The organism is Saccharothrix texasensis (genome assembly GCF_003752005.1).
Classification (GTDB): Bacteria; Actinomycetota; Actinomycetes; order Mycobacteriales; family Pseudonocardiaceae; genus Actinosynnema; species Actinosynnema texasense.
Map to the genome: position 1 here is coordinate 8,722,344 of NZ_RJKM01000001.1, position 12,066 is coordinate 8,734,409.

The 12,066-nt window shown below is 73.7% G+C and carries 10 protein-coding genes; 6 read left to right on the plus strand and 4 right to left on the minus strand.

What is annotated here, in order from left to right; translation table 11 throughout:
• The first annotated feature begins 64 nt into the window (after positions 1-64).
• The 6 genes from EDD40_RS38930 to EDD40_RS38955 all read left to right on the plus strand — a co-directional run bounded on the left by EDD40_RS38930 (position 65) and on the right by EDD40_RS38955 (position 5,061).
• Positions 65-814 (plus strand): MHYT domain-containing protein, encoded by a 750-nt coding sequence (locus EDD40_RS38930; RefSeq protein WP_246038210.1) that lies wholly within the window; start codon positions 65-67, stop codon positions 812-814.
• 16 nt (positions 815-830) lie between these two features.
• Positions 831-1,367, plus strand: a complete 537-nt coding sequence (gene mobA, locus EDD40_RS38935; protein ID WP_123747318.1) for a molybdenum cofactor guanylyltransferase — start codon at positions 831-833, stop codon at positions 1,365-1,367.
• A gap of 159 nt (positions 1,368-1,526) precedes the next feature.
• Entirely contained in the window at positions 1,527-2,558 is a 1,032-nt protein-coding gene (locus EDD40_RS38940; protein WP_123747319.1) for an AAA family ATPase, read from the plus strand.
• 65 nt (positions 2,559-2,623) lie between these two features.
• Positions 2,624-3,505: a DUF58 domain-containing protein gene (locus EDD40_RS38945; RefSeq protein ID WP_246038396.1), complete on the plus strand. Its 882-nt coding sequence runs from the start codon at positions 2,624-2,626 to the stop codon at positions 3,503-3,505.
• Positions 3,505-4,470 carry a VWA domain-containing protein gene (locus tag EDD40_RS38950; protein WP_123747321.1) on the plus strand — a complete coding sequence of 322 codons (966 nt, stop codon included), beginning with the start codon at positions 3,505-3,507 and terminating at the stop codon, positions 4,468-4,470. Before EDD40_RS38945 ends, EDD40_RS38950 begins: the two co-directional genes overlap by 1 nt.
• A 9-nt stretch (positions 4,471-4,479) precedes the next feature.
• Positions 4,480-5,061, plus strand: a complete 582-nt coding sequence (locus EDD40_RS38955) for a DUF5655 domain-containing protein (RefSeq protein ID WP_123747322.1) — start codon at positions 4,480-4,482, stop codon at positions 5,059-5,061.
• A 213-nt stretch (positions 5,062-5,274) separates the two neighbouring features.
• Here EDD40_RS38955 and EDD40_RS38960 read toward each other — a convergent pair whose 3' ends face one another.
• The 4 genes from EDD40_RS38960 to EDD40_RS38975 form a co-directional block, all read right to left on the minus strand.
• Entirely contained in the window at positions 5,275-5,685 is a 411-nt protein-coding gene (locus EDD40_RS38960) for a hypothetical protein (protein ID WP_123747323.1), read from the minus strand.
• Between the two features lie 107 nt (positions 5,686-5,792).
• Complete coding sequence (locus tag EDD40_RS38965) at positions 5,793-6,635, minus strand: hypothetical protein (protein ID WP_246038211.1); 843 nt, start codon at positions 6,633-6,635, stop codon at positions 5,793-5,795.
• Positions 6,636-6,639: 4 nt separating this feature from the next.
• On the minus strand, positions 6,640-11,052 hold the full coding sequence (locus EDD40_RS38970; RefSeq protein ID WP_123747324.1) for an nSTAND1 domain-containing NTPase: 4,413 nt from the start codon (positions 11,050-11,052) through the stop codon (positions 6,640-6,642).
• Between the two features lie 231 nt (positions 11,053-11,283).
• Positions 11,284-12,006 (minus strand): D-Ala-D-Ala carboxypeptidase family metallohydrolase, encoded by a 723-nt coding sequence (locus EDD40_RS38975; protein ID WP_123747325.1) that lies wholly within the window; start codon positions 12,004-12,006, stop codon positions 11,284-11,286.
• Positions 12,007-12,066: the final 60 nt, after the last annotated feature.

Sequence of the window (12,066 nt, forward strand, 5' to 3'; positions counted from 1 at the left end):
TGCGAATCAATGAATTCACCTGGGCCGTTCTGGTGAAGGCGATCACGGTGAGTTAGTAAGAGGCGTGGACCACGACTCGATGCAGCACTTCTCCGACGGCCTCTCCACCCTCGTGCTCGCCTACGTCGTCTCGGTGATCGGCTCGCTCATCGGCCTCGCCTGCATGGCGCGCGCCCAAGCGGAGCCGGGCCGTGCCGTCAAGACGCGCTGGACGGTGTTCGGCGCGTTCGCCATCGGTGGCGTCGCCATCTGGCTCATGCACTTCATCGCCATGCTCGGCTTCGACGTGCCCGACGCCTCCATCAAGTACTCCGTGCCGCTGACCGCGCTGTCCGCGGTGGTGGCGATCGTCGTCGTCGGGGCCGGGTTGTCGCTGGTCACGCTGGTGCGGTTCACCAAGATGCGGTTGCTCGTCGCGGGCACCCTGGCCGGGCTCGGCGTGGCGGGCATGCACTACCTGGGCATGTCCGCCATCCGGTTCCGCGGCGAGATCTCCTACGACCGGACCCTGGTCGCCCTGTCGTTCCTGATCGCGGTGGTCGCGGCGACCGCCGCGTTCTGGTTCACCCTGGTGGTGAAGACGACGGCGGCGCGGCTCGCGGCCGGGCTGATCATGGGCGTGGCGGTCACCGGCATGCACTACACCGGCATGGCCGCGGTGCGGGTCACCTCCGATCCGACGATCCCCGCGCCGCGGGGCACGTCCGCGTTCGACCTGGTGTTCCCGGTGTTCGTGACCAGCGCCCTCGTGGTGGCGGCGTTGCTGTGGATGCTCTTCACCTCCGACGACGACGCGCTCGGCGAGCCCGTCTAGCGGCTACCGTCGACGCGTGACGTCCTGGACGGCGGTGGTGCTCGCGGGTGGTCGGGGCAGCAGGCTCGGCGGCGTGGACAAGGCGTCGGTCGTGGTCGACGGCCGCACGCTGCTCGACCACGTGCTGCACGCCGTCGCGCCGGCCGCGCGGATCGTCGTGGTCGGTCCGCGCAAGGACGACGTGCCCGGCGTGACGTGGGCGCGCGAGGACCCGCCCGGCGGCGGACCGGTCGCGGGACTGGCCGCCGGGCTCGCGCACGTGGAGACCGACCTGGTGGTGGTGCTCGCGGTGGACCAGCCGGGCATCACCCGGTCCACGGTGGACCGGCTGCTCGCGGCCGTCGGCGACACCGGCTCGGTCCTCGTGGACGGCGAGGGGCGGTCGCAGTGGCTCACCGGGGCGTGGCGCACGGGCGCCCTGCGCCGAGCCGTGCCCGCCGACCCGCGCGACGCCTCCGCGCGCTCCGTCCTCGGGCCGCTGGACCCGACGCCCGTCACCGCCCGACCGGGCGAGGCCCGGGACGTGGACACCCCGGCCGACCTCGCACCGTGACGGGCGACCGGTCTCGCACCGCGACCGGTGACCAAGATCGGGTGAGATGGGCGTGAGCTGCATCGCTGCCGCGTTTCCGGGGGTGGACCCCTTCACAAGAGCCATACCGTCGGCAGGGAAGACTGGGGCACCGTCGTACAACCCTGTCGAGGAGGACCTTTGTCCGAGCCCGCCGCCGAGGCTCCCAACACGCCGGCTCGTGACGCCCAGTTGCTCGAACGCACCGTGTTCGAGGTCAAGCGGGTGATCGTCGGTCAGGACCGGCTGGTCGAGCGGATGCTCGTCGGCTTGCTCGCCAAGGGCCACCTGCTGCTGGAGGGCGTGCCCGGCGTGGCCAAGACGCTGGCCGTCGAGACGTTCGCCAACGTCGTCGGCGGCTCGTTCTCCCGCGTCCAGTTCACCCCCGACCTGGTGCCCGCCGACATCCTCGGCACCCGCATCTACCGCCAGGGCAGCGAGAGCTTCGACGTCGAGCTCGGCCCGGTGGTCGCCAACTTCGTCCTCGCCGACGAGATCAACCGCGCGCCCGCCAAGGTGCAGTCGGCGATGCTCGAGGTGATGGCCGAGCGGCACGTGTCGATCGGCGGCAAGACCTTCCCGATGCCCACCCCGTTCCTGGTCCTGGCCACCCAGAACCCGATCGAGAACGAGGGCGTCTACCCCCTGCCCGAGGCGCAGCGCGACCGGTTCCTGTTCAAGATCCAGGTCGAGTACCCGACGGCCGAGGAGGAGCGGGAGATCGTCTACCGGATGGGCGTCGAGCCGCCGGTGCCCAGCCAGGTGCTCGGCCCGGACGAGCTGGTCCGCCTGCAGGGCGTGGCCTCCCGGGTCTTCGTGCACCACGCGCTGGTCGACTACGTGGTCCGGCTGGTCATCGCCACCCGCGCGCCCAAGGAGCACCAGCTCACCGACGTGGCCGGGTGGGTCGCCTACGGCGCCTCGCCGCGCGCCAGCCTCGGCATCATCGCCGCCGCCCGCGCCCTCGCGCTGGTGCGCGGACGCGACTACGTGCTGCCCCAGGACGTCGTGGACGTGGTGCCGGACGTGCTGCGCCACCGCCTGGTGCTGTCCTACGACGCGCTGGCCGACGGCGTGCCGCTGGACCACATCATCACCCGCGTGCTGCAGACCGTGCCGCTGCCGCAGGTCTCCGCACGTCCGCAGACGCCGCAGCCCGCGGGCAGGCCGTGACCGGGCCGAACCCGCAGGACGCCGACCGGCCGAACTGGGCGCCACCGGTGCTGCACGGCGGTCGGATGGAAGCGGCGCTGCGCACGCTCGAACTGGAGGTCCGCCGCCGGCTCGACGGCCTGCTCCAGGGCAACCACCTCGGGCTCGTGCCCGGACCGGGCTCCGAACCCGGCGAGGCGCGGCCCTACCAGCCCGGCGACGACGTGCGGCGGATGGACTGGGCGGTCACCGCGCGCACCACCGTGCCGCACATCCGCGAGACCGTCGCCGACCGCGAGCTGGAGACGTGGCTCGCGATCGACCTGTCGCCGAGCCTCGACTTCGGCACGGCGGCGTGCGAGAAGCGCGACCTGGCGGTCGCCGCGACGGCCGCGGTGGCGCACCTGACCCGCGGCGGCGGCAACCGGATCGGCGCGCTGGTCTCCACCGGTGAGAACCTCGTCCGGGTGCCCGCGCGCGGCGGTCTGGCGCACTCGCGCGGACTGATCCGCAAGGTCGCCGAGACGCCGCGCGCCCCCGAGGGCACCCGCGGCTCGCTGGCCGACGTGGTCGAGCAACTGCGCCGCCCGCCGCGGCGGCGCGGCCTGGTCGTGGTGATCTCCGACTTCCTCGGCGGCACGGAGTGGCAGCGCCCGCTGCGCGCGTTGTCCGCCCGGCACGACCTGGTGGCCATCGAGGTGATCGACCCGCGTGACATCGACCTGCCCGAGGTGGGCACGGTCGTGCTGGCCGACCCGGAGTCGGGCAGGCAGCGCGAGGTCGTCGCGTCGCCGTTGCTGCGCCGCGAGTTCGCCGCCGCCGCGGCCGAGCACCGCGCCGAGGTGGCCGCCGGGCTGCGTCGCGCCGGAGCCGGCCACCTGGTGCTGCGCACCGACTCGGACTGGATCGCCGACACGGTGCGGTTCGTCGTCGCGCGCAAGCGCCGCTGGTCGGGAGGGGTGGCCTGATGAGCCTGTCGGGTTTCACCGCGCCGTGGTGGTTCCTGCTGCTGGTGGCCGTGGTGGCGCTCGCCGCGTTCTACGTGGTGCTGCAACGCGTGCTGCGCAAGCGGACGCTGCGGTTCGCCAACCTGTCGATGCTGGAGAAGGTCGCGCCCAAGCGGCAGGGCTGGTACCGGCACGTGCCGGTCGCGTTGCTGATGGTCGCGTTCATCGCGCTGACCGTGGCGCTGGCCGGGCCGACCGCCGAGCAGAAGGTGCCGCGCAACCGCGCGACCGTGATGCTGGTGATCGACACGTCGCTGTCGATGAAGGCCACCGACGTGCAACCGTCCCGGTTGGACGCCGCGCAGGTGGCCGCCAAGTCGTTCGCCGACGGGCTCACGCCCGGCATCAACCTGGGGCTGATCTCGTTCGCCGGTTCGGCGACCGTGCTGGTCGCGCCCACCACCGACCGCGTGGCCGTCACGCAGAGCATCGACGGGCTGAAGCTGGCCCAGTCGACCGCGACGGGTGACGCGATCGTGGCCGCGCTGGCGGCGATCGACTCGTTCGGCAAGGTCGTCGGCGGCGCGGACGGGCCGCCGCCCGCCCGGGTCGTGCTGATGACGGACGGCAAGGAGACGGTCGGCACGCGGGACGCGTTCGACGCGGCCGAGGACGCGAAGAAGGCCGGCGTCCCGATCTCCACGATCTCGTTCGGCACCGAGGAAGGCGTGGTCGAGATCGAGGGGCGGCGGCAGGAGGTGCCGGTGGACGACGACTCGATGAAGGAGATCGCGAAGCTGTCCGGCGGCGAGTTCTTCAAGGCCGCGAGCGCCGAGGAGCTGCGGCGGGTGTACGACACGCTGGGCGAGCAGATCGGGTACGAGAAGAAGCAGGCCGACGCGTCACGGCCGTGGGTGGCGCTGGGCACCGTGCTGGGGATGATCGCCGTGGCGGGCGCGCTGCTCTTCGGGCAACGTCTGCCGTGAGGCGGCAGTATGTCGCCCGTGGTGGTGGCGGAGAACTGGCGGGAGATGGTCGACTGGTCCGTGGCGCTGCTGCGCCGCGGCACCGGCGAGGGCGTGCCGGAGTGGAACCGGCGGGTCCTGTCGTCCGGTCTCGACAACGAGTGCGACCTGCGGCTCTGGCTGCGGGAGCAGGGCGTGACCGGGTACCCGCAGATGCTGCTGGTGATGGAGCGGTTCGGCTACCCGGACCTGCTGAGCGCGTCGTCGGACGGGCTGGTGGACGCCCAGTACGCCGACCGGTCCGAGCTGCGCCCGATCCTCGACCGGCTGCTGGCCGAGGCGGCGTTGCTGGGTCCGATGCGCGTGCAGGCGCGCAAGACGCACGTGGCGCTGGTGTCGCCGCGCCGGACGTTCGCGATCGTGAAGGCAACCGGCCGTGCCCGCGTCGACCTGGGGCTGCGCCTCGCCGACCACCCGCCGACCGGCCGCCTCGAGCCGCTGCGTTCCCCGGGTGACGGCACCATCACCGTGCGGATCGGCATCGGCAGCGCCGACGACATCGACGACGACACCCTGACCCACCTGCGCCACGCCTACACCGCCAACTCCTGACCCCCGAGAGTCCAACCCCCAGCACGCGTGAGTCCTACGTTCAGAACATGCGTGTCCTACGTTCAGAACACCTGAGTTGAACACTCAGCACACGGTCGGGCTGCGCTGAGCGTTGAATTCGGGTGTTCCGAACGTAGGACACGCGCGTTCTGAACGTAGGACACGCGCGGGCTGGAGGTTGGACTCTCGGGGGGTGGAGGTTGGACTCTCGGGTTACCACTTGGCTTCGGCGTGCAGCCACAGGCCGACGGCCAGGCCCAGGCCGACGAGGTTCAGCGGCGAGAAGCCGGCGCCGCCCGAGACGAGCAGGCCGAACAGCAGGCTGAACCCGGCCGTCAGCACGTAGAGCCGAGGACCCCACTTGCGGGTGAACCACGCGCCCAGCAGCCCGACGACGGCGACCACGCTCACCGAGGTCAGCAGCACGACGAGCCGCAACGGGCCGTCGCCCCACTCGGCGCCGTGGTCGACCTCGTCCACCCAGCTCACCACGCCGAGCACCAGCACGAGCGCGTTGGCGAGGGTCATCAGCACCAGCAGCACGACGATGCCGGCGCCCTTCTTGACGCGCGGCTCGGCCCGGAGGGTGGTGTTCGGCGAGTCGAAGGAGTCGTGCTGCACCATGGCGGCGGTCCTTTCCGGGTACGGCGCGGACCCGGTCGCCGCGTGGCGGAACCGGTCCGGTGCCGTGAGGAGCGGGGCGACCCGTCCGGCGCCCCTGACCGGTGACGCTACGGAGCGGGCGGGTGGCCCGGCGAGGACGGCGGGGGTGGAAGTTTCCGGTTCCTGGCGGTCCGCTCCACCTCGGCGAGGTCGGCGGCGGTCACCAGGCGGACCTCGGCGGCCCGGCGGGCCACGGCGAACCTGGTGTTCTGGAGCCGGCCCGCGTGGGGCGCCCCGAACGGGTCGTCCGCCGCGCCGAACGCGATGGCCGCGATCGCCCGGATCGCGTCGTCCACCCGTTGCGGCCGGTGCAGGTTCCAGGTGTAGCCGTGCCACTCGCGGACGCGTTCGAAGATCTCCCGGTTCGACGGCGGCCGCGGGTAGTCGTCCGCGCCGACCAGCCACGGCTCGCACAGCGCCAGCGCGACGAACCAGTCCCGCCCGCCCCGCACGAGCCCCGGACCGGTCCGCGTGTCGTCGCCGCCCGCGCCGAACCCCACCTCCGACGTCGACGCCACGTGCTCCACGTCGACGGTGATGAGCAGGTCGGCGAACCCGTCGCCCGGACCGTTGCGGCCCAGCAGCAGCACCAGCTGGTTCTCGCCGACGTCCAGCAACGCCGACGCCGACCGGGTCAGGATCACCCGACGCGCCCCGCCCGGCGCGTCGAACAGGCTGGACAGCTGAGCCTCGCCCGCGCCGAGCCACGTCAACGACACCACGTCCGCGCCCACCGCCAGCTCGCCGACGAGCCGCGACACGTGCGGCGCGCAGTCCGGCAGCGTCACCACCACGCGCCCCGGCCGGGCCGGACCCACGACACCGTGCGGCGCCCGTCCGAACAGCAGCGACTCACCCGGCCCCAGCACCACCGAGGCCAGGCCCGCGCCGCGCACCACCACCCTGGGCACGGCGCTACTCCGGGCAACCGGGCGGATCGCCCCGGTCCGGTCCGAGGGCGCGCCACTCCTCGGCGAGCGACTCGCGGTCCAGCGACCCGCACAGCACCTCGACCGCGCGGTCCGGTGCGAGGTCCCAGAGCCGGACGGCGCCGTCGGCGCCCACCGACGCGACCCGTTCACCGCCGGGGTCGAACGCCACGTCGTTCAGCTCGCCGCCGTGCCGGTCCAGCCGCGCCAGCTGCCGCGTACCGTCGACCTCCCACAGCCGCAGCACGGTGTCCTGGCTCGCGGTGGCCAGCGTCCGGCCGTCCGGGCTCCACGTCACCCGCCGCACCGGCGCGTCGTTGCCGGTGAGCGCGCCGACCTGGACACCGTCCTTGACCCGCCACAGCCGCACCAGCCGGTCACCGCCGCCGGTGGCGAGCACCGCGCCGTCCGGGCTGAACTCCACGTCGATCGCGATGCCCTCGTGGCCGGGCAGGATCGTCCACTGCGCACCGGGGTCCACCAGGTCCCACAGCCCGATCCGACCGCCCGACAACGTCACGGCGAGCGTGCGGCTGTCCGGGCTGAACGAGACGCCGGTCGGGTAGTTGGGCTCCACCCCGTTCACCGGGGTGTTGCGGGGTTCCTCGGCGGTCGGCCGCCGGTTCACCAGGCGGAGGTCGGCGGCGTCGAACAGGAGCAGCTCGTCGCGCTCCTCCGTCGACCCGGTCGGCTTGCGGCCCGCGACGGCGATCACCTTGCCGTCGGGGCTGATCCGCACCGCGGTGAACTCGGTGCCCGGCCGGGAGAACCGGCGCACCTCCGCGCCGGTCTCCGCCTTCCACACCACGAGCAGGCCGTCCTTGCCCACGGTGACCAGCTCGCTGCCGTCCGGGCTGAACGCGACGTCGTAGGCGGCGTCGCGGTGGCCCGGCATCTCCCGGACCAACCGCGAGTTCCGGTGGTCCCACAGCCGCACCGCGCCGTTGCCGCTGGTGGTGGCGAGCAGGTCGCCGCCGGGTGGCTGGAACGCCGCGCCGAGCACGACCGCGTCCCGCGGGCCGAGAGTGAACCGCTCGTAGGACCACACCGTGATCACCCCGGTGGAGTCGGCGCTGAGCAGCGTGTGGCCGTCGGCGGACATCGCCACGCCGAACGTGGTCACCGAGCCCGCGGCGAACTGGGTCAGCGCCTCGCCGGTCGCGATGTCCCACGAGTAGACGCTCGCGCCGACCGCGCCCGCCACCACGGCCCGGCCGGACGGCGTGAACGCGATCGAGCTCAGCCCCACCTCGGCCGAGGTGATCACCTTGCGCTCGGTCCACGTCCCGACGTCCCACAACCGGACCGTCGCGTCCATGCCCGTGCTCGCCAGCAGCCCGCCGTCGGGCGCGAACGCCAGCGAGTTCACCTCGTCGGTGTGCCCGGTGAGCGTCGCGACCACCGCGCCGTCGCCCACCCGGTGCACCACCACGTCGTTGCCGCTGGTCAACGCGACCAGCCCCGGGTCGGGCAGGAACGCCATGCGGATCGAGGGCGCCGCGACGAACACGGCCCGCTCGGTGAACCCGGTCGTCTCCCAGACCACCACACCGCGGTCGGTGTAGGCGACGAGCGCGCCGCCGTCCGGCGAGAGCGCCGTGTCCACCGCCCGTTCCGGCACGGTGAAGACCCGCTTGCGCGCGGGCACGTCCCACAGCTCGACCTTGTTCGTCAGCGGGTCGGCGGCGGCCAGCAGCCGGCCGTCGGCGCTCATCGACAAGGTCCGGTACCACTTGCCCTTGTCGTCCAGCACGGCCAGCTCCCGGCGCGCGGGCACGTCCCACAGTCGCAGCGTGCCGTCCCGGCCGCCGGACGCCGCGACCTTCCCGTCACCGCTGAGCGCGAGCCCGTTGATCGCGCCGACGTGCCCGGTCATCCGGCCGCGGTAGGCGTCGGTGGTCGCGCCCAGCAGCGCGCTGCGGCCCTCGACGGTCGGACTGGCCCGCCACGCGCCGAACGCCGCCAGCGCCGCCCGCCGGGGGTCCACCGCCCTGGCCAACGCCGACTCCGCCGCCAGCTGCCGGGACAGGTTCTGCTGCCGCCCGTTGTCCGCCCGGTCCCGTTCGGCCTGCGCCGACTGCCGCGACAGGGTCGCCACGACGACCGCCACCGACGCGACCACCAGCAGCAGGCTCAACGCGGCGACCAAGCCGCGCAACCGGGTCGTGCGCCGCCGCGCCGCGACCTGATCGGCGTGCTCGGCCGCCGTGGACCGGGCCAGGAAGTCCTGCTCGACCGGCTGCAACCGCACCCGGTCCCGCGCCGACTCCAGCCACGCGGTCAGCGACGCCAACCGCACGCCCCGGTACAGGTCGTCGTCGTGCTGCCCGGACTCGACCCACACCCGGACCGAGTCGGTGAACCGGCGGTGCTGCACCAGGCCCGCGCGGTCCTCCTCGATCCAGTCCCGCAGCCGCGGCCACGCGGTGAACAGCGCCTCGTGGCTCAGTCGCGCGCCGGAGCCGTCGACGGTCACCAGCCGGGCCGCGATCAGCCGGTCCAGCACGTGCTGCTGCGCGGCGAACTCGCGCGGTTCGACCCGCCGCCGGACCACCGCGCCGTCGTCGAGCACCGCGACCAGCCGCAGCAGGATCGCCCGCAACGCCTGCCGCCCCACCGGGTCCAGCGCCGAGTGGATCTCCTCGGCGGTGCGCGCGACCGCGCCGTCGATGCCACCCGCGCGGCGGTAGGCGGCCAGCGTCAGCACCGGGCCGTCGCGGTGCAGCCACGACTCGCGCAGCGCGTGCGCCAACCGGGGCAGCGCGCCGGGGTCGTAGCCGATCTCGCCGCGCACGCCCAGGTCGGCGATCATCCGCTCGGGCAGACCGGGCTCGACGTCGACGCCGAAGTCCTTGGCGGGGCTGACGATCGCCTGCCGCAGCCCGGTCGCGTCCAACGGGCCGAGCAGCACGGGCGCGGCCAGCGCGGGCCGCAGCGGCGCCAGCTCGATGCACCGGTCGACCAGGTCCGCCCGGACGGCCAGCACGACCAGCGCCGGCCGGGCGGCGGTCAACGCGCCGGCGAACGCCAACCGGTCCGCCTCGGGCGCGTTGAACACCTCCTCGAACTGGTCGACGACGATCACCGGCCGCGTCGCGCCCGCGCACCACTCGCCGAACCGGCCGGGCGACTCCCGGATCAGCCGCGCCCACCGCGCCGCGTCGGTCGCCGTGCGGGCGGCCATCGCGGCGGCGAGGTTGCCGACCGGGTCCACGCCCGGCGTCACCACCACCTGGGGCCACGTCTCGTCGCCGTCACCGGCCAGCGCGGGCAGTAGACCGGCTTTGAGGACGGACGACTTGCCGGCTCCGGACGCGCCGACCAGCACCACCGGCTCACCGCCGCGGACCTGCTCGGCCAGCCGGACCAGGAGTTCGGTGACGACGTGCGAGCGGCCGTGGAACAGGTCCGCGTCGGCCCGCTCGAACCCGCTCAGACCGGGGTACGGGGTGGCCGGCGGTCGCGACCGCGACGCGCGCGGCCGGTTGGCGGAGCGCAGGATCGCGCGCACCAGCCGGCCCTGGTCCTCGCCGGGGCCGGGCGACGTCGGCCGGGCGGCGTGCTCGGTGGCGCCGTCGAACGCGGCCGACTCCGCCGCCGCGATCAGCGCCGTCGCCGACTCGAACCGCCGTGCCGGGTCCTTCGCCAGCCCGCGCAGCACCACGGCGTCCAAGCCGGGGCTGACGGTCGGGCTGAACACCGAGGGCGCGGGCGGTGGCTGCAACAGGTGCGCGGCGACCTTCGCGGCCGGGTCGGCGGCCGGGTGCGGCAGGCGGCCGGTCAGGCACTCGAACAGCACGCACGCCAAGGAGTACTGGTCGGACCGGCCGTCGACCTCGCCGCCGGACAGGCGTTCCGGCGCCATGTAGTCCCACGAGCCGATCAGGTCGCCCGACCGGGTCAGGGCGGTGGCCTCGGGCGAGGTCTCCCGGGCGATGCCGAAGTCGGCCAGGTAGGCGTGGTCGTCGGCGGCGATCAGGATGTTGGACGGCTTCACGTCCCGGTGGACCAGGCCGCGCGCGTTGGCCGCGTCCACGGCGGCGGCGACCTGGCGGAGGATCTTCAGCGCCCGGACCGGGTCGACCTCGCCGGCGCCCAGGGCGCGCCGCAGGTCCGTGCCGTCGACCAGCATCATGTCCAGGAACAGGTGGCCGTCGATCTCGCCGAAGTCGTTGACCGGGACGACGTTCGGGTGGCGCAGCGCGGCGGCGAGGCGCGACTCGCGCTGGAACCGGGCCCGGTACTCGTGGTCGGTGGCGGCGGCCGACAGGCGCTTCAGCGCGACGACCCGGTCGTGCACGGTGTCGTAGGCGCGGTGCACGACACCCATGCCGCCCTGTCCGAGCAGCTCGCGGATCTCGTACCGCCCGAACCCGGCTAAGCCTGATCGCGCCCCCATAGCGCCCCCTCGTCTCGCCCGCTCGAACCTTACTGGGCGGCGCCGGTCGTCCCACCGGGTGAGCGGGTGAGGCGCCGCGGGCCGCGGACGGGGTGTGGAGGCCCGTCCGCGGCCCGCGGTCCTTCGACGGATCCCGCCGGTGAAGGGGTGTTCCCACGGGATCCGGGGATCGGCGACCGCAGGTCGGGGGGTGGACCCGCGCGTGGCCGGAGTGGTGCCCTGGCGGACCGGTCAGATGCCGCAGGACGAGGCCGACCAGAAGCGGCTGCCCCGGTGGTCGACGTGGGTGTGGTCGCTGTGGTCCGGGTAGCCCGGGCCGAGGATGCCGTTGAACCCGTGGTTGCGGGCCTGCTGCGCCAGGCGGCACAGGGAGTGCGGGCCCGAGCCCAGGTCGACCGCGTCGCCGTACAGGTGCCGGGAGTTGGACGCGCCGCCGGCCGCGTTGTTGCACGCCACGCTGCGGAAACCACTGGTGACCCGGATCGACTGGTCGCCGAGCGCGTGCCGCAGCGCCTGAAGCTTCCACATCGACACCAGCGCGTTGGCCTTCGCCGTGGCCGCCGAGACGTTGCCACCGGCCCAGGTGGAGTTGCAGTTGTTCAACTCCGCGTAGGAGAAGTTGACCGGCGTGCAGTCGTCGTCCTGCAGCGAGTAGATCCGCGAGTAGGTCGCGTTGCCCGCCACCCCGTCCGCCGCCAGGCCGTAAGCCTGCTGGAAGCGCACGAGGGCGGACCGCGTCGCCGGGCCGAACTGGCCGTCGAGGCCGAGCACGGCGCCGTAGCCGGGGTAGCCGGACAGCCGGATCTGCAGCTGTCGCACGTCCTCACCGGACGCGCCCTCGGACAGGGTTCGGTTCCACGTGTAGCAGCCGTCGGCTTGCGCCGTGCCGCCACCGGCCACGAGAACCACGGCGACGAGCGCTAACGACGCCAGGTAGGACACTAGTCGGAGCACAGGGACCTCCAGACCTGGTTGGGGGACGGCTCTGGAGCCTGGCGGAGAGGTAAACTTGCG